This is a genomic window from Algoriphagus aquimarinus, from assembly GCF_007997215.1.
In the GTDB taxonomy this organism is placed as follows: domain Bacteria; phylum Bacteroidota; class Bacteroidia; order Cytophagales; family Cyclobacteriaceae; genus Algoriphagus; species Algoriphagus aquimarinus_A.
Genome location: NZ_VORW01000009.1, coordinates 89,689 through 109,374 on the forward strand (window position 1 = coordinate 89,689; position 19,686 = coordinate 109,374).

Annotated in this window: 9 protein-coding genes; 6 read left to right on the forward strand and 3 right to left on the reverse strand. The window is 42.2% G+C overall.

Annotated features, from left to right (window positions below):
* Window positions 1-35: 35 nt before the first annotated feature.
* A complete protein-coding gene (locus ESV85_RS13915) occupies window positions 36-2,693 on the reverse strand; it encodes a DUF5686 and carboxypeptidase regulatory-like domain-containing protein (RefSeq protein ID WP_146918554.1) in 2,658 nt (885 codons plus the stop codon).
* Window positions 2,694-3,110: 417 nt separating this feature from the next.
* Between ESV85_RS13915 and ESV85_RS13920 the strand changes: the two genes are divergently transcribed.
* Both ESV85_RS13920 and ESV85_RS13925 read left to right on the forward strand, forming a co-directional pair.
* Window positions 3,111-4,451 carry a vanadium-dependent haloperoxidase gene (locus ESV85_RS13920; protein ID WP_146918556.1) on the forward strand — a complete coding sequence of 447 codons (1,341 nt, stop codon included), beginning with the start codon at window positions 3,111-3,113 and terminating at the stop codon, window positions 4,449-4,451.
* A gap of 175 nt (window positions 4,452-4,626) precedes the next feature.
* Entirely contained in the window at window positions 4,627-6,801 is a 2,175-nt protein-coding gene (locus ESV85_RS13925; RefSeq protein ID WP_146918558.1) for a bifunctional alpha,alpha-trehalose-phosphate synthase (UDP-forming)/trehalose-phosphatase, read from the forward strand.
* An 82-nt stretch (window positions 6,802-6,883) separates the two neighbouring features.
* Here ESV85_RS13925 and ESV85_RS13930 read toward each other — a convergent pair whose 3' ends face one another.
* Together ESV85_RS13930 and ESV85_RS13935 are read right to left on the reverse strand one after the other, a co-directional pair.
* Complete coding sequence (locus ESV85_RS13930) at window positions 6,884-7,777, reverse strand: N-acetylmuramoyl-L-alanine amidase (protein ID WP_146918559.1); 894 nt, start codon at window positions 7,775-7,777, stop codon at window positions 6,884-6,886.
* Between the two features lie 661 nt (window positions 7,778-8,438).
* A complete protein-coding gene (locus ESV85_RS13935) occupies window positions 8,439-10,220 on the reverse strand; it encodes a glycoside hydrolase family 15 protein (protein WP_146918561.1) in 1,782 nt (593 codons plus the stop codon).
* A gap of 723 nt (window positions 10,221-10,943) precedes the next feature.
* Between ESV85_RS13935 and ESV85_RS13940 the strand changes: the two genes are divergently transcribed.
* The 4 genes from ESV85_RS13940 to ESV85_RS13955 all read left to right on the forward strand — a co-directional run bounded on the left by ESV85_RS13940 (window position 10,944) and on the right by ESV85_RS13955 (window position 19,686).
* Window positions 10,944-13,910, forward strand: a complete 2,967-nt coding sequence (locus tag ESV85_RS13940) for a SusC/RagA family TonB-linked outer membrane protein (protein ID WP_146918563.1) — start codon at window positions 10,944-10,946, stop codon at window positions 13,908-13,910.
* Between the two features lie 17 nt (window positions 13,911-13,927).
* Complete coding sequence (locus ESV85_RS13945) at window positions 13,928-15,562, forward strand: RagB/SusD family nutrient uptake outer membrane protein (protein WP_146918565.1); 1,635 nt, start codon at window positions 13,928-13,930, stop codon at window positions 15,560-15,562.
* Window positions 15,563-15,736: 174 nt separating this feature from the next.
* A complete protein-coding gene (locus ESV85_RS13950) occupies window positions 15,737-16,333 on the forward strand; it encodes a hypothetical protein (RefSeq protein ID WP_223276003.1) in 597 nt (198 codons plus the stop codon).
* Window positions 16,334-16,362: 29 nt separating this feature from the next.
* Window positions 16,363-19,686, forward strand: coding sequence for a VCBS repeat-containing protein (locus ESV85_RS13955; RefSeq protein WP_146918566.1), 3,324 nt, complete (start codon window positions 16,363-16,365; stop codon window positions 19,684-19,686).

Below are 19,686 nucleotides of genomic sequence, written 5' to 3' on the forward strand. Positions count from 1 at the left end.
TTAAGCCGGGTTTTTTAATGGCCTTATTTTTTGGACTAATTATCAATATTGACATTGATAAAGGTCGCAACCCCAAACCTCACGCCTCCCCGTAAGAAATCATTGTTTTCAAATCCTGCTCCCATTTCCAATCGGAAAATTCGAAACAGATTGTCGAGTGAATAGCCAACTTCCCAATAATGTGGGGAATTGTCTGTTTTCAGATAATTGAAAAAGATATTCTCTCTCAGCCCTGAAAATCTCAACATCGGCAATTGAGTAAAAAGGAATTTCCTAAACTGGTAATGTACTATACCCGAGAAGTACTTAGAGTTTGTGCTGTACTTGTAATAATCCATAAAGCGATAATTGGAGGCAGGACCAAAGTTGGAGAAGATCGTACGATTGCCACCGAAGTGTTGGAAGTCCGGGAAATACACTTGATCGTTAGACAAAAAGGCTCCTGCAGAAAGATTGAAGTCTAGCTTTCCACTAACCCCAAAAGTGTAATTATGCTGAATTCCAAGTTCCAAGTGATCAAAATCTGCCGCTGTTCCATCACCACTAATGCCTCCAAACGCTTTATTATAAGCGAGCTTAACCAAGGGAGATCGATCATTTATTGGGTACTTTCGCCCATTTCTAATCCCATATTTTATTCCCGGTCTCCACTCTAGTTCGGTATTGAGCTTTAGAATATCATGATCTCCAAATGATCCCGGACTTGTCTCTACATTCTCTGGCTGATTGGAAGTGTAATCCCTTCCTTCCTTATTGTAGAAACTGTAATTATTCGTGTTGAATAACTCCGTACGATGGGCATAAGTCATATTTACCCGATAAGTCAATCCGCCATTTACACGATGAGCCCAATAAGCTTGCGCAAAATCCTGCTCGTATAGCTTCATGTAATTCTGCCTAAAAATCAAGGAATAAAGGGCATTTACCTGTTCGTTGATAGGCTCGCCCCCATTGAATTGATAGATATATCTACCGCCTCTTACTCCGAATGTTGTACCTGATATTGGCAAGGTGCTTGACCATCGGAAATCAACTTTTCCATAAAAACGATTGCTCGAAAACCCATAGCGTAGCTCAGGTTCGATATTGAAGCTTTTGCGCTGTGTGCTTACACTATCAGCCAATTTGGTTGATGACTGCTTTCTGTAAAATAATCCCACTCCAACCTTGAAACCTTCAACGGTATTGAAAGAAGTCTTTGTCCAGTTTTGCTTGAATCCTATAGAAACTCCTTTGCCCATGCTGTACGAAGCGCCATTCATGAAGTCCAGTGGCTTATATTTTCGTTTGGCTTTTTGCGCTACTGAATCCACTTCACTCATCTTGGCCACCTCCACCGTCGCCAAACTATCATCCCGCTGATATCCTTCAATCTCACTATCTGTCAGTGGAACTGGACGAATACTATCCCAATAAGCTTGGTTATACTTTTTGGCCATGGAATCCACTTCATAGTAACTTTCCTGAACCACATCTGGCTCCTCGAGTTCTTTCAGTGACTCCTTCTCGTACTCGTTCAGAAGTTTGCGATATTCTTTTCTTGTTTTAGGTTCTTCCTTCGCCAGCTGCTCCAAAGCCGATACAGACTTATTAAAAGCCACAGCATCTTCAGGTACTTCCTGTACTTTTTCATCGATAATCTCAGGTACGACTTCTAGATCTGGATTCAGTTCTATTTCATATTCACGGGTAGAAGCCAAGTATTTGAAGTTCCCTTCAAAGCCGAAAACCTTGCCACCAAAATCATAGGTGTGCGTCAAAGGCATCCATACATTATCCGCTACAGGGGCGTATTGTTGTTTGGCTTGGATCTGAAAGCCCAACATAGAAGTCTGCAAGTTCAGGCTATGAATTGCCCACAAATCCTCAATAATGTAAATAAAGCCTTCAAATACCTGCTCTCCTCTTGATCTTGGGGTGACCTTAATCTTGCTCACCAATACATTCTGATCAAAGAAGCTCCCTTCGTATTGGAACTTATAATACTGAAAAGCGGAGCGAGAAAGCGGCGAGATGATGCCGTTGATTTTCTCTTGATAAAAAGTAGTCTGGATATAAGGAGCAGGAGAGGTAGATTGATTATCGCCGTTGGTACGAATAGAAATCACTTTTTCCTCCACTTTATTGGGTTGAGTAAAAGTGATTCTAGATACAGATTCGGAGGTATAAGCTTCATTGAGCTTGAGACCTTCTTTTTCAATAGTCTTTCGCAAGAAAAAAGGTGCGTCGGTCAGTTTACCTGTTCCTTTCAGATAAACAGTCATGCTGTATTTCTGAATCTGCAGTCTATGATACTTGGCTTTTGCTATCGCTTTTCTCATAATAGTCAGCGCAGGATCTTCCGCCCCCGCCCTTACTTCCACCTCAGCCAAGGTATATTCCTGGGGATCCAGCACAAAGTCTTTGGTAATCCATCCCTCTGACACTGTGATCGTTTCGAGCTGAGATTTGTAACCAAGGTATTGGACTAAAACATCATAAACGCCCTTCGGAAGCTTGTATTCATAATTTCCCTCTTCATTGGTAGGCACCCCGTCACCGAGATTTCGAATATAGACCGAAGCAAAAGCCAAGGGTTCGCCATTTGCAGTTTTCACATTCCCTTTGATTCCTTGAGCCTCTAGATGATGGGGGAAAAGTAATGCAGTTATAGAAACCCACAGGACAAAAATTACTTGTATTTGTTTTTTCATAAAAGTCAATTGGCTCTTCAAGTTAAACAGCTTTTCAAAAACGTACTTTACATAGGGTATGTTTTAAGATGATTTAGCAATCCTATAAACCTTCTATTTTAATCTCTATAATTATCAGAAATGATACTAAGTACCCAGAAAAGTAGAGTCAATACCTATCGCAGACAGTCCACAGTCGACAATCAATAGGTGTCCATTTGAAAAAACTTTCCCCACTAAAGTTTGATAATAGCAGCTTACCTATTCCTCCTAAAGTGGACAGTTATTATTTTGTTTTACAACTAATCTTCCGAAAAATCATTGTAAAGTGTTCTAATTTCCAATAGCTTTAAGGCCCAAACGCAACGAATGGAAATCCGCTTTGACAAAGCTTTACTTCGATTTCTGATACACAAGCACTATAAAAATTCCAAAAATATGCGTACCCTCAAATACATGCTCTTTTCAGGAATACTCCTGATTGCATCCTCATGCGCAAAACAGGTCGACTATTCTCAAGCCATCACTGATGGACAATATATTAGTGAAGCCCAAGATAGAATCACCGAAGTGATCATTCACGACATTTTTTCTCCACCAGTAGCTGCGAGAATTTACACCTATGCATCCCTTGCGGCCTATGAAGTAGCAGCCTCAGTTGATCCAAATTACCTTTCCTTAATGGGGCAATTAAATGGATCAGAGAAAGTGACTTTCACTCCTTCTGAAAAAGTATATCCTCCTCTAGCCTCACTGGCAGCCTATTATTATGTGGGCACAGGATTGATTTTCTCGGAAGATATGATGAATGAGCATAGAGATGCAACTTTTGCTGCGCTGAAAGAAAAAGGCATTCCAGACGATGTATTTGAAGCTTCTATAGCCTTCGGCAAAGAAGTGGGTGACGTGATCAAAGCCTATTCTTCCAAAGACAACTACCACCAGAGTCGGTCCTTCCCGAAATTCACTGTAACTGCAGATGAAGGAACTTGGCAGCCTACTCCACCGGCATATATGGAAGCCATTGAACCTCATTGGAGCAAAATCAGAACTTTCGTGCTTGATTCAGCTTCTCAGTTCAGACCACTTCCACCTCCTCCATTTTCCACAGAGCCTGGAAGTGAATTTTATAAGGTAGCGAAGGAAGTATATGATATGGACAGAAGTGCCACCCAAGAGCAAAAAGACATTGCGCTATTCTGGGATTGTAATCCTTATAAAATGAATGTGAAAGGTCATGTAATGTTTGCGGAGAAGAAAATCACCCCTGGCGGACATTGGATGAGCATTGCAGCAATAGCATCTAAAGCAGCAGGAAAAGATTGGAAAGGAATCGCAGAAGTCTTTGCCATGACAGGCATTTCACTTAATGAAGCATTCATTTCCTGCTGGGAGGAAAAATACCGAAGTAACCTCATCAGACCTGAGACTTATATCAATCAACACATCGATGAGCAATGGGTGCCTCTTTTGCAAACACCGCCATTCCCAGAGCATACCAGCGGACATAGCGTAGCTTCGGCCGCTTCCGCTTATACATTGGCACATCTCTTCGGAGATGAGTTTCATATAGTAGATAGCTCGGAAGTCGCTTATGGTCTTCCTGTAAGAGAATATGACTCCTTTACGCAAGCCGCCGAAGAAGCCGCTCTAAGCAGGTTCTATGGAGGGATTCATTACCGACCAGCTATAGAATATGGCATCACGGAGGGCCGGGATTTGGCCGCGTTCATCTGGACTAAAGTGGACACCAAACCCAAAAATGTAGCAAGCAATTAATTTCAAAAGCATCCGACACCTCGGGTGCTTTTTTTGTTTCCTACAAATGAAATTTGAAATAAGAATGGACTCATCGTCACTCCTGTTGTTTTTATTCCAAGAGATATTCTGTACCTTCTCTTATCACCTTTTTGAATTGGATCTATCCTTTTCTTGTTTTTAAACCTACTATTTTATGTCAAAAACCATTATCGTTTCCAACCGCCTTCCTATCAGTTTAAGACACCGAAACGGCCGATTTGAGTTCAAACCAAGTGCAGGAGGATTAGCTACTGGCCTTGGATCTATTTATAAAGAGGGAGATAATATTTGGATTGGATGGCCAGGAAATACAGTAGACGACCCAGAGCAACGCGCAGAAATTATACTGGAACTTCATGAGCTTAAGATGGCTCCTGTTTTCCTTTCCAAGGAAGATGTAGAAGAATTCTATGAGGGTTTCAGTAACGAGACACTGTGGCCAGCATTCCACTATTTCACTCAGTATATGGTATACAACCCTGAGCATTGGGAAGCTTATGTACGTGTGAATCAGAAGTTTTGTGATGCCATCTTGAAAAAAGCAGGACCAGACGATACCATCTGGATTCATGATTACCAGCTGCTCTTACTTCCTCAAATGCTACGTGAGGTACTTCCAAATGCAACTATCGCATTTTTCCAACACATCCCATTCCCATCCTACGAGATCATCCGTATGATTCCTTGGAGACAAGAATTGCTTGCAGGAATGTGCGGAGCAGATTTGATTGGCTTTCATACCTATGACGATATGCGTCACTTCCTCAGTGCTGTGGGCAGAATCAATGGTTTGTCCAGCGAAAGCGGCTACATCCAAGCAGAAAACAGAATCATCAATGTCGATTCTTTCCCGATGGGGATCGATTACGACAAATTTGCAAAGCAGGCGAAAAGCAAAAGAACGCTAAATTTTGTAAAGGAATTTGGCAAACAGGTGGAAGATCAAAAGCTGCTTCTAACCATTGATAGACTGGATTATTCCAAAGGGATTCCTCAGCGTATTCAGGCTTTCAATCAATTGCTCGAGCAGCATAAGGAACTTCATGGCAAATTATCCATGATCATGATCGTAGTGCCAAGTCGCGACAAGGTGCAGTCTTACAAAGAACTTAAAGAAGAAATTGACCTTTTGGTAGGTAGAATAAACAGTGAGTATTCCACATTGACATGGGTACCAGTGCATTATTTCTACCGAAGTTTCCCATTCGAGGAACTCAGTGCTTTTTACAATATGTCGGATATCGCATTGGTGACTCCTCTACGTGACGGTATGAACTTGGTGTGTAAGGAATTTGTAGCCAGTAAAACTGACCAGACGGGGGTTTTGATTCTCTCCGAAATGGCTGGAGCATCCAAAGAGCTTCAAGATGCGATTCTAGTCAATCCAAACGACCGTCAAGGCGTAGTCGATGCCATCTTCAATGCGCTTTCTATGCCGCTCGAAGAGCAAAAATTCAGAATGAACAGCATGCAGGAAAGCTTGAAAAAATACGACGTTTTCCAATGGGTGAAAGTCTTTATGGATCGCCTCGACCATGTGAAGAAAAAGCAGGAAGATCTTACCTCCAAGGACGTAGACGTCAAAGTGATGAACGAAATTCAAGCTAGCTTCAAAAAAGCTAAGAAAGCTATTTTGTTCCTTGACTACGACGGTACGCTTACAGGATTTCATTCAGACCCACAGAAAGCCGTGCCGGATGATGAATTGAGAGGTATTGTAAAAGATCTTAGCGAACTCGCTCAGGTAGTGGTCATCTCAGGTAGAGACAAGGACACTTTGGGTCGATGGTTTGAAGGACAGTATATCGACATGATCGCTGAACATGGCGTATGGGTGAAAAAGAAAGAGGACAAAGGAGACTGGGAGTTATACGCTGAAGTCGAAGACGGATGGAAAGATGACATCCGAAAAGTGATGGAATATTACGTTCTCCGAACTCCTGGAGCATTTATCGAGGAAAAGCACCATTCCCTAGTTTGGCATTATAGAAAAGTAGAAAGTGGATTGGGAGATCTCAGAATGCGTGAGCTTTTCAGCCACTTGAAGTACATGGCTAGAGGTTACAACCTTCAAGTACTGGAAGGAAATATGGTCTTGGAGATCAAACGCCCTGATATCAACAAAGGCAGAGCGGCTACCGCGATGATGAAAGGAATGGAATATGATTTCATCTTGGCAATCGGAGATGACTGGACAGATGAAGATACGTTCAAGGCTATGCCAAAAAACGCCTATTCTATCCGGGTAGGTTACGCATACACACAAGCCAATTTCAATATCAAATCAGTCAAACAAGTAAGGCAATTGCTTCAGAAGTTGACTTCCTGATCTGAGAAATGAATTTATAATTAAGGTAGGGGCGAAAGATTTTTTCGCCCCTACAAATTTGTGGCCTCTGCGACAAACTACCCTACAAATATTTTTTATACAGATTATCCAGTATCCTCTTATCTGTTTCTGTCAATTCCGTTTCTATATCATGCTGGACAAAATGCAGTTTGAATGCGCGTATTGCAGCATTTGGATCACTCATATCATAGCCTATTATTCTAAGCGCCAGAATAGGATCTACAGTTTCTTGAGGTAAATCGTCTGTGCTTTCGATAGGAATAGAAGTATACTCATGCGGGGAAAGAACTGGAAACACTACTTCTTCATCATACCATAATCCAAAGCCTTCTTCTGCAAGCATTTTCCAAGGAAAATAAATACTTGGATCTACTTTTCTAGATGGAGCGATATCCGAATGCCCGATGAAATTGGCTGTAGGAATTCCATATTTCCACTTGAGACGCTTAAGTAAAACCAGCAAACTTTCTATCTGCGCAGAAGTGAATGGCTCGCTTCCATTATTATCCAGTTCAATTCCTATAGAAGCAGAATTCAAATCCGTATCATTTCCCCATCTTCCTCTTCCGGCATGCCAAGAGCGTAGGTAATCATTCAACATCTGCACGATCTCCCCATCTCTGCCTACGACATAATGAGAGCTCACCTGAGTTCTGCTAACTGTGAAGGTATTGATCGTCTGCTGTAGGGAATCCTGAGCTGTATGATGGATGATCACGTAGTTTGGTTTTCTGATACTGAAATTGGTCGTACCTATCCACTTATCTGTGATGCTCAGAGTATCATACTTGAGTTCAGCCTTGGTCTTAGGGATCTCTCGGATAGATGCGGTGGTTTCCTTAATAGCCTTCTTATGCGCCTTGTTATTCTCACGATAGATATCTTTGGAACAGGAGACAAAAGCTAAGGAGAAAATAATTAATAGAAGGAAGGTGAGATGTTGTTGGAACTTCATAGACAGGAGTGATTAATCTTGATTTGAAGCTACAAGTATTGTACTAAGTCTGAAAACCAACTATAGAAAAAACAGGATAGTATGAGATATGAAGAAAACCTTTGAGGTCTTTTTTTGACCTCGAAGGTTTTGATAGTGTAGTTAATAAAAAAGGTTCTACCACTAATTTAATGGAAGTCCGGTAATGAAAATCTACCTCCTAGCTGAATAACGCTTAAAGGAGCCTGATATTCAGTCTTAAAATGCTCCTGACCTTTTCTCCATTGATATTTAAGCCTAACAAGAACCATGTTTCCCACTAACTTAAGGGTAGAACCGAAAAAATAAGCAACGTTGGGACAAGGAATGTAAAGAAAAAAGTATGTTTATCCGTGATTACGCACTTAGCCAAATAACATTCTAAGTATTGGCCCCTCGACGTTGCTCGGGGTCCGAATTATAGATTAGAGCCTTGGGAGGGAGAAAGAGGCGGCTCCGCCGCCTCTTTCTCCCTCCCACATAAAAAATAGCATACGGTGGCCGAGCGAAGTCGAGGCCTGTTGATCACTACCTGTAACATAGCAGAGACTCAAATAAAAAAGTCCTGCTTCTGGAGAAAGCAGGACAACTGTAAGCTATAACCTCTGCGCAAAACTCCGCGCACACTGAGGTAAAATAAGAACTACAAGAAATTCGGTCTATCCAATTTCCTACCGATGCGGAAAGCAGCGTTCATCAGGCCAACATGGGAGTATGCCTGAGGGAAATTTCCCCACTGACTTCCTGTCTTCTGATCTACATCTTCGGAGAATAAATGCAAGTGATTGCAATATTTCACCAGCGTCTCAAAGCCTTCCACGGCTTCATCCAATCTTCCCACGCAAGCTAGCGCCTCAATATACCAGAAAGCACAGATCAAGAACGTCGTCTCTGGCACACCAAAATCATCCATGTGCTTGTAGCGATAGAATAGGAAATCCTTTGCCAACAACTCGTCTTCCAATGCTTTTAGGTGATCATTTGCTCGCTCTAGATCATCACCAAAGTAACCCATGGTAATTAATTGAAGCGTAGAGGCATCCATGTACGTCGAGCCAATTGCTTGCCCATATGCCTTACGATCTGGAAGATAACACTCCTCTATTTTGCCGATAGCTAAATTTCTAAGAACTATCGCTTTCTGATACATCGCATCATCCTTTAGACGTGTACCAATTTTTGCGGCAGCACAGGCTCCGGCCCAGTGAAATAAGAAGGTATAGCAATGCTGCTGTGCCAAATTCCTAAACTCCCAGAGCCCAGCGTCTTTTTCATTCATCGTCGCTTCGATCTTATTCAGCAAATTCATAATCATCGGCTTGGAGTTACTTCTCTCCTCTTCGGTAAATCGCTGATCAGAATAGAGTGGCAGTAAAGACACCAACACCTGGCCGTAAAGATCATTCTGAATATGTGTATAAGCTTGGTTTCCAAAGCGAACTGGCTTCTCTCCCATATAACCATCCAAATCTGAAATCTCTTCAGTCAAAAGCGAATCGCCAGTAATCGAATAAAGTGGTTGATAACGACCATCTGGTCCAGGCTTTAGGTTATGAATAAATTCGAAGTACTTCTCCAACTCCTCAAAGTGCCCCAAACTATTGAAACAAGTCAAGGTATAATAACTATCCCTAATCCAGCAGTAGCGATAATCCCAGTTTCGTGTGGATCCTGGAGATTCCGGTAAACTAGTTGTCGATGCAGCGATGATAGCTCCTGTATCTTCGTACTGGTGGATTTTGAGAATCAAAGCTGATCTCAAAACCAACTTCTGATGAAAATTGGAAATACTCGTGGACTTTACCCACTCTTGCCAATAAGCAGTAGTAGCATGCAGAAAACGCTCAGAAGTGGTCTCAATGGCTGCTTCCAACGGCCTCCCATAAGTCAATACTAGGTATATGGGCTTATTTAAAGAGAATGCCTTTCCATCCATAATGTAACTCAACGGCGCATTGGTAGACAATCTAAGTTCCTGCTCAGTATCCATAAAACGGATATGATTGCTTCCCATACTTGACTTCAGCAATCGAGAACCATGCTCAGCCGAAGGCTGACATTTGATCAGGATTTTAGGAGACCCTGATACTGCTTCGATCTTACGGATCAGCATCAGTGGCTTATAGTAGCGATCGAAGTTTTTGAATCGTGGTGCAAAATCGGTCACAGAATAACTGCTATCTCCCGATTTGACGGTAGTCTTGAGTACGTTGGTATTTTCTAGATAAACTTGACTAGACTTGAATTCTCCGGATTCTGGGTGTATGGTGAATTCTCCGCCTTTCTCCCGGTCCAGCATTCCCCCAAAAATGAAATCAGAATCAAATCTTGGCAGACACATCCAGCTGATATTCGTGTCCAGTTCCACATGGGCGATATAGGCGCAATTGCCGATCACCCCACTTCCATAGGTATGTTTTTGCATTAAGGTCAGGTTTGAATTTGAAAAGTCAGGCTAGTGGGTCAACTATCAAGAAAGGAAAAAGGATAGGTTAATCCAAAAAATATGGGGGATTTTGGCTTGATTAATTGGAACTAGACTCAATATTCAAATACTGCAATCCCCAGATCTTCATCGTATGTAATTAAATAAATTTTTCTATCGATTGAATTGACAGAAATTAATTTTATAGATCTATCCAACAGAAAATAAGCAATGGGTTCTTCGTCAAAATCAAACAAAAAGACATCTGTGGACATCAATCTTGTAGTTGCAATTTCTTCTTCACTACTAACCACACATTCATTTATATCCCAAACTTGATAGTATAACCCATTTTTCCAAAAAAAACACCCCCCTCTTCCCCAAGCTAAAAATTCACAATATTAAACATCATTGACCCTCAAAATGGAATGACTCCAAAAACTGCAACTGGCCGTTTGTTCAGAATTCACTTTTATTGAAAAATCCAGCACAAAAACCCTGTTTTAAAAATAATAAAGAAACATTATTGGGTAATTGGAGAAGCGGAAATACTTTTATACTGAAAATTTATTCTGGAGATGAGTTGCATTTCAGATTTAAATTCTTGAGATTCAGCAAGAATGGAACTAAATCACTTTTCAGAATAGCACTTCTGAAGATTTTATGGGGTCCGTGATATTTCAGTGAAGTCAATTATTAATCAACCCAATTAACCAAATCACTATGAAAAAGCAGAGGAAGTTGTCTTTCCTGTTGGTTTTCCTTCTGTGCCTGAGCTTGCCTAGCCTGACTTTTGCCCAAGAAGGAGAAATAACGGGAAAAGTTACTGACACGGAGTCCGGCGAAGGGATTCCAGGAGTGAGTGTCATTATTAAAGGTACCTCCAGAGGAGCCATCACAGATTTAGACGGGAGCTATTCGATCAGTGCAGGATCGGAGGATGTACTCGCCTTCTCATTTTTAGGCTATGTAACTGTAGAGGAGACTGTCGCCAACAGGACAGTCATCAACGTTAGTTTATCGCCATCTATTCAGGCTCTGACCGAGGTTGTGGTCGTAGGCTACGGTACCCAAGAAAGAAAGGAAATTACAAGTGCTGTGACTAGTGTCAAGGCCGAGAATTTCAATCAAGGTACTGTAAATGACCCTCGCCAATTGCTTCAGGGTAAAGTAGCAGGCTTAAACATTGCAAGACCTGGAGGTAACCCCAACGGCGGCTTTAATATGCGTCTAAGGGGAATCTCTTCCATAGGTGAAAATGCTGAACCTCTTGTAGTAATTGACGGTGTAATCGGAGGTTCTTTGAGTACTGTGGATCCTAATGACATCGAATCCATGGATGTACTAAAAGACGGATCAGCTGCCGCAATTTATGGAACAAGGGGCTCTGCAGGGGTTATCTTGGTTACCACCAAAACAGGAAAAGTAGGCAGAACTGTAGTGGAATTCAATAGCAGCATGGCCATTGAAAATGTTGCTCGGACCATCAGTGTGATGAATGCTGATGAATATAGACAGGTCCCCAATTCTGTTGACTTAGGTGGCAATACCAACTGGTTAGATGAAGTAACGGGCACCGGCTTAAGTTTTGTAAATAACCTTTCATTAGGTGGAGGCACCGCCTCAACAAGCTATAGAGTCTCCATCAACTCAAGAAATGTGAATGGCGTAGGTATCAATTCCGGTTTTGACCAATTGAACGCCAGGCTAAACCTGACCCAAAAAGCATTGAAGGACAAAGCCACCTTCACAGTAAACGTTTCAAACACTACAATTGACAGAGAATTTGGAAATGACAACTCCTTCAGATATGCGATCGTAAGTAATCCTACTATCCCTGTCAGAAGTTCATTGCCACAGGATGTTCAATTTGGAGGATATACGGAGCGGGATATTTTCGACTGGTTCAATCCTGTTTCAATTGCTGAACAAAATATCGCAGATGGTCGTGACAGCAAGCTGTTGGCTAGTATACGAGGGGAATACAACTTCACAAACAAATTTAGAGGTGCTGTATTCTATGCAAGCCAAAGAGAAACTGATTGGAGAGGTTCATATTCGCCAAAAACAGCAAAATTCGGAGGAGGATTTGGCAGAAATGGCCTTGCTACCATTGAAAATAATGAAAGACTGAACGAACTGTTTGAGACCACACTTAATTACGATGAAACAGTGGGCAAAGTTGGAATGGCTTTCTTGGCAGGTTATTCCTTTCAGGAGTTTTTCAATAGAGGCAGTTATACCCAAGCAGGGAATTTCCTGACAGATGCATTTACGTATGATAATATCAGTGCTGCACTTGACTTGGCCAATGGTTTGGCATCAGTTTCAAGTTATGCCAATTCAAACAGGTTGGTGGCATTCTTTGGACGTGCCAACTTCAACTTTGAAGACACTTACCTTTTATCTCTCAGTGCACGATATGAGGGTTCCTCTAGATTTGGAGCCAATAACAAATGGGGATTGTTCCCTGCGATTAGCGCGGGCGTAAACATTGCCAATTTGATCGATATGGCAGGTGTAACTGCTATGAAATTTAGAGCCAGTTATGGTAGAACAGGTACACAACCTGGAGAATCCTATTTGTCCCTACTAAGATTTGGTCGTCAGGGCAACTTCTTTTATAACGGACAGTTTGTACCTTCCTATGGCCCAGTATCCAATGCCAACCCAGACTTGGCATGGGAAACAAAGGATGAATATAACGTTGGTTTGGATTTTGTCATCCTCAACAACAAACTGGATGGTGCGATTGACTACTACACCAGGATCACAACAGGTATGATCTTACCTATAAATGTTCCAGTTCCTCCAAATCTTTTCCCTACCACCCAATTGAACATCGGTGAAATGTCTAATTCGGGTCTTGAGGTCATGTTGAATTACAAAGCCATCCAAAAATCTGATTTCAGATGGACTACCGGTGTCAACTTCTCAACCTTAAAAACTAAGCTTAGAAGCTTGTCCGCCGGAGATTTGAGTTTTGGAGAAGTTAACTATCGTTCCAACTTTGGTTCACCTGGTCAAAACCTGACTCAATTGATCCGAATCCAAGAAAATGGTCCTTTGGGACAGATCTGGGGGCCGGTACTCGATGGAATCAATGAAAACGGAAGCCCAAGGATGAAGGTCATTAATGGAACAGCATTAGATGCCAACGGCAATCCAGTTTATTGTAACTGTAATGATGACCGTGCCCAATTGGGTACTGCCTATCCTACTTTAAATTTTGGTTTCAATAACAGCTTCAAATACAAAAACTGGGACTTGAATTTCTTCTTCAGAGGATCATTTGGTCATTATCTGATCAACAGCTACAGAGGTTTCTATGAGAATACAGAAGGTACCACTGTCCAAAATTATAACATTGTAAATACCAAATACTATGATCCAAGTGTCACCAAGGCTGAATATAACAGCAGCCACGTCGAAAAAGCGGATTTCGTAGTCCTTGACAATGCCACTATAGGATACAACTTTAAAATGAGTCCTGGAAAAGCAGTTGGAAGAATTAGAACTTTCATCTCTGTCCAAAACCCGTTCATGTTAACTGGTTATACAGGAGTTGATCCTGAGGTAAGGTATGGAGATTCGGAGGCGGGTGGTGATCCGCTAGCTCCAGGCATAGAGCGTAGAGCAACGTATTTCACTACTACGGTCACTACTTTCGGTCTAAATTTAACTTTCTAAGCTAAAAATAAGATATCATGAAAAAATTAATCAACATAAGATCCTTCTTGATTGGCTTAGGAATGTGTTTTGTCATTTCTTCCTGCGTTGATTTGGAAGAAGAAGTGTACAGCGCGGTAACAGCCGAGAACTTTTTCAAAACCGACGAAGAATTCATCTCCGCATTGGGACAGGCGTATAGTTCACTCGGAGGCCTGGGCAACCACTCAGGGCTCTGGTCTATAAATGAACTAGCTTCAGACGAAATAGTAATTTCCACTAAGGGTGGCGACTGGTTTGACGGGGGGGTATTATTGCAGCTACATCAGCATGAATTCCTGCCTGACAATCCCTTCTTCCAAAACTCCTGGAATTTCCTTTATGGGGGCATCAATACCTGTAACCGGTTGATATTTTCCTTTCAAAATCTGGATAACCCGAATTCTGAAGCCTATATCGCTGAATTGCGGGCCCTAAGAGCTTTGTATTATTACTGGGCTATGGATGCTTTCGGGAATATCCCAATCGTAACGGATTTTACCATCACTGAGGCTCCGGATACCAAAAACCGGGTGGAGGCTTACAATTTTATCCTTAGCGAACTCAATGAAATCATTCCCTTACTTCCTGACGCCAAGGACGGAACCACCTATGGCAGAATGACCAAATGGAGTGCGCTGATGATTAGGATGAAGTTATATCTGAATGCTGAGACCTATACAGGAACAGCCCAATGGGCTCTTGCAGCCAAGGATGCCGAGGAAATTATCAATACAGGGCCTTATAGTTTAATGCCTACTTACAGGGACAATTTTATCATCAACAACTCAAATTCTACAGAAAACATCTTTGTTTATCCTTATGACAAGGTGTTTGCGCGGGGATTTAACTGGGTGATGATGACTCTTCACATTGCCAGCCAGTCCACCTTCAACCTCACCCAGCAGCCCTGGAACGGATACCAAACCGTAGAAGAATTTTATAATTCTTATGTGGATCCGACAAAGAACCCCGGCGTTCAGGGTCCTGTATGGAAAGGTTTAGCTTTAGAGCCTTCCACAGGAACCGTTGACGGCAGATTAGGTAATTTCTTGGTGGGTCCTCAGAAAAGATCAAATGGGGGTACTCTGTTAGACCCGGGAGTAGAACCTACGGATCCAACCGGCCAAAATGGAGACCCAAACGGAGAGCCGATCACTTTCATGCCATTTTTGAATGAAATATGGCCACAGGGATTGCGTCAGGCAGGTGCACGGATAGGCAAGTATGAGTTTGAAATTGGTGGAACCGATAACATGAGCAATGACTTTGTAGTATTCCGGCTTTCTGATGCCATTCTAAGTTTGGCAGAAGCAAAATTCAGATTAGGAGAAACTACCCAGGCATTGGCTTTGGTCAACCAGATCAGGGACAGAGCAGGAAATCTCGATCCATTCACTACCCTCACCAATGAAAATCTACTTGCAGAGCGAGGCAGGGAGATGTTTGTGGAAATGACGAGAAGACAGGATTTGATCCGATTCAAGAAATACGGAGAGGCATGGTGGCCTTTTGAGGGGATGAAACGTCCTAAGAAGGTACACAGCGCAGGAAGTTTTCTGGAGCTGTTCCCTATCCCACAGCCTCAGCTTTTGGCAAACCCTAAGCTGCAGCAAAATCCAGGTTATAATTAACAGGGGATAAATACAAAGAAAAAAGCAGGCTGAAAGTTTACTCAGCTTGCTTTTTTTTGTCTTCTTTCTTTTCATTAGCTTCAACTTTAGCCGTCAGCTTTGGGATTTTACTCCAATTACCCCGGGCTTGACATTCTGCGTACCCTTTATTTCTATTCTTATATCGCCAACCGCATGTATATTAAAAATCTGATTTTACCTTTTTTTATTCTTTTGGTCATAGGACAAGGCTGTAGTTCTCCGGGCATTGGAGTAGATGAAGACTATAATTCATCTGACAGTCTATTTCTGGGAATGTATCTGGGAATGGGGCAAGAGGATTTTTTTAACCTCTGTACAGAGTTGAATAAGCAGGAGCTTATCACACAGGGACCTGGAGGAAATACCAACGTGGAACATCGGATGACCGATGAATTTGACAGTGAGGTTAGCATGCGTTTTTTTCCCACATTTATTGAAAACAAAGTGTTTGAAATGCCTGTGACCTATTCCTATGTTGCTTGGGCCCCCTGGAACAAGCAATACTGGGCAGACAGCCTGCTGGAAAAGGTTTTGGATAAATATAAAATTTGGTACGGGGATGATTTCACATTGATTAATCATCCAGACCAGGGTAAGGTATACTACAAAATTGACAAGAAAAGAAGAATCAATTTGTTTATCCGGGATGAACAATATGTTCAGGCCGTGTTCACAGATCTGAAAGTAGAGAAAAGGCTGAGGGAGGAATTCGAGAAAAACAAACCATCTAACTATGAGCCCTCAAATTGATTGGTTAAATTCTAAACATTGAATACCTGATGAAGAATGCCTGTCTTTTGGCCCTTATCTTTTCCTTTTTGATTTTTTCTTCCTGTAATGAGGAAGGTAAGTCCGGGTCAGAATATTTATTTGTAGAGTTGGATTCCAATATAACAGGTATTGATTTCACCAACCAACTGACAGAGACGGAGGAATTCAACATCATTGAATACCTGTATTTCTACAATGGTGGGGGAATAGCGGTGGGGGATGTCAATAATGACGGACTTCTGGATTTATACTTTTCTGCCAACCAGCTTCCCAATAAGCTTTTTTTGAATAAAGGAAATCTGGTTTTTGAAGATATTACTGCACAGAGCGGCCTAGCTTCTGCCGGAGCCTGGAAAACAGGAGTGAGCATGGCAGATATCGATGGAGACGGTCTTTTGGATATCTATGTCTGTAGACTGGGAGACTGGAAAGGGGTAAAAGGTAAAAATGAGCTTTATCTCAATAATGGAGACCTGACCTTTACCGAAAACGCTGCGGAATTTGGTCTTGACTTTCAGGGATTTAGTACGCAGGGGGCATTCTTTGACTACGATCTGGACGGAGATCTGGATATGTATCTTCTCAATCATGCGGTGCACACAGCCAATAGTTATGGCAGGGCATCTTTGAGATACATAGACAGTGGTCCTTCAGGAGATCGCCTTTACCGCAACAACGCAGATAAGGATGAAAAAAAATTTACCCCAGTCACCAATGAGGCCAGGATTTTTTCTTCCCAAATTGGTTATGGCTTGGGAGTTGGGATTTCTGATATCAACAAAGATGGTTGGCCGGATATCTATGTTTCCAACGATTTTAATGAAAATGATTACCTCTATCTGAACCTGGGAAATGGAGCCTTTATGGAATCTGGTTCAGAGAGTATAACGCATTCCAGCCGGTTTTCTATGGGCAATGATTTGGCGGATATCAACAACGATGGTTGGATAGATATCTTAAGTCTTGATATGCTTCCGGAGGATGAGATCACACAAAAACGCTCTGCGGGAGAGGACAGTTATGAAATCTACCGGTTGAAACTGAATTTTGGATATGGCCGGCAAGTGAGCAGAAATACCCTGCAGCTGAATAACGGAAATGGGACTTTTTCAGAAATCGCACAACTGGCCGGTATTTCTGCCACCGATTGGAGTTGGGCTCCCTTGTTTGCAGATTTTGACAACGACGGATGGAAGGACCTCTTTATCTCCAACGGTATTTTGAGGCGCCCCAACGACATGGATTACATTAACTTCATCACTAATCCGGAACTAGAGGATGGCATGGTGAAAAAGCCGGAAATCAGTAACCTGGATTTGGCCCAAAAAATGCCTTCAGGGAAGGTCTCAAATTACATCTACAAAAACACCGGAAATCTTTCCTTTCAGGACATGAGTGCAGACTGGGGTATTTCCAAGGCAACTGCTTCCAATGGAGCTGTCTACGCCGACCTAGATAATGACGGGGACCTAGATCTGGTGGTCAATAACCTGAATGCTCAGGCTAGTGTTTTTGAAAATCAACTCAACAAAATATCAGGTAAGGATAAAACCACATTTTTAAAACTCCGGTTTGAAGGTGCCAGAAACAATAAATTTGGCATTGGTGCCCGAGTGGAAGCATTTAGTAAAGACCAAACTCTCATCCAGGAAAATTTTACCGCCAGGGGGTTTCAGTCATCCGTGGCTCCCGAGATCCATTTGGGACTGGGTGATATACAATTTTTGGATTCCTTGAAAGTTACCTGGCCCGGCGGTGGAAGCCAGACTTTGAAGAAGGTGGAAGTGAACAGAAGTATGATTTTCAGGGAAATCGACGCGCAGTCCCCTCCCCTCCCAATCGAGACTAAGAGAACTCCACTTTTGAAAAAACTTCCTTATGAAATCACAGGGCTGGAATTTTTCCATATGGAAGATGAGTATAATGATTTCAATCATCAACCCTTAATTCCTTTCAAGCTTTCCCATAGCGGACCTGCCATGGCTGTGGGCGATGCAAATGCAGATGGGTACATGGACATTTATCTTGGAGGGGCAAAAGGTCAAAAGGGAGCTCTTTTTGTCCAAACCAAAGATGGGAAGTTCAAGAATTCATCCCTTTTTATTGGAGAAGAAAAATTGAATCAGGATGAAGTTTTTGCCGTTTTCTTGGCAAATGAACAAACAGGAAAACCAGACCTTTTGGTGCTCAAAGGAGGAGAAACGCCGGATGCCCGGAGAGAAGGAAACAACACCCTTTTTACAAATGAAGGGGCTGCCGGTTTTTCAAAAAAACAGCAGCTATCCATTGATGCGGACATTCAAGTCTCTATGGTACTGCCAGCAGATATTGACGGCGACGGTTTACAGGATTTAGTTATTGCAGGTAGGAACGTCGCTGGGAAATACGGGCTGATCCCGCGGAGTTATATTTTAAGAAATAAAGGAGGAAATGAGTTTGAAGATATAACAGCAAGGATTGCTCCGGAGTTGGAATTCATCGGTATGGTCACTGATGCCGCCTGGGTGGATTTGGATCAAAACGGCAAGCTGGATCTGGTTATCGTGGGGGATTGGATGCCTATAACTGTTTTTATGAACAGAGAGGGGCGCCTAGTCAACGAAACAGAAAAAATGGGTCTGGCAAAAACTTCTGGTTGGTGGAATTCCCTAGCCGTGGAGGATCTAAATGGAGATGGATTCCCGGATCTGGTGGCGGGAAATCTGGGATTGAACAGCAGGCTGAAAGCCACAGAAGAATTTCCCCTGAAAATGTATGTTAAGGATTTTGATGGAAACGGAAGCCTGGAGCAGGTTATTGCCTATTCCCGACAAGGCAACTATTACCCGGTTGCGACAAGAGATGAACTGGTCAGGCAGATTCCAATAATGAAAAAGGACCTGCTCAGCCACAGGGACTTTGCCGGAAAAACTATTGGTGAGTTATTTAATAACTTAAGGCTGGAAAAGGCTGCACTTTATGAAGCACATCAATTACAGTCCCTGGTCTTGATTAATCAAAAGGGAAATGGTTTTTCGAAGAAACACTTGCCCATACAGGCTGATTTTTCCTCTCTGGAAGCTATTGCCATAGATGACTTGGACGGGGATGGGAATTTCGATCTCATCCTCGGAGGAAATAAAACTGAGGTTTCTCCCTATTTAGGTGCTTTTCTGGGAAGTCAAGGATTAGTTTTAAGGGGAGATGGATCCGGAAATTTCATTCCCATGATCGATTCTGGACTATTAATCAAGGGGAATGTTCGCCAGATCAAAGTAATGGAAGTTGACAATCAGAAATGGGTCTTGTTTCTAAAAAATGATGGTGAACTGGAAGTTTATAAAGTGAGATGA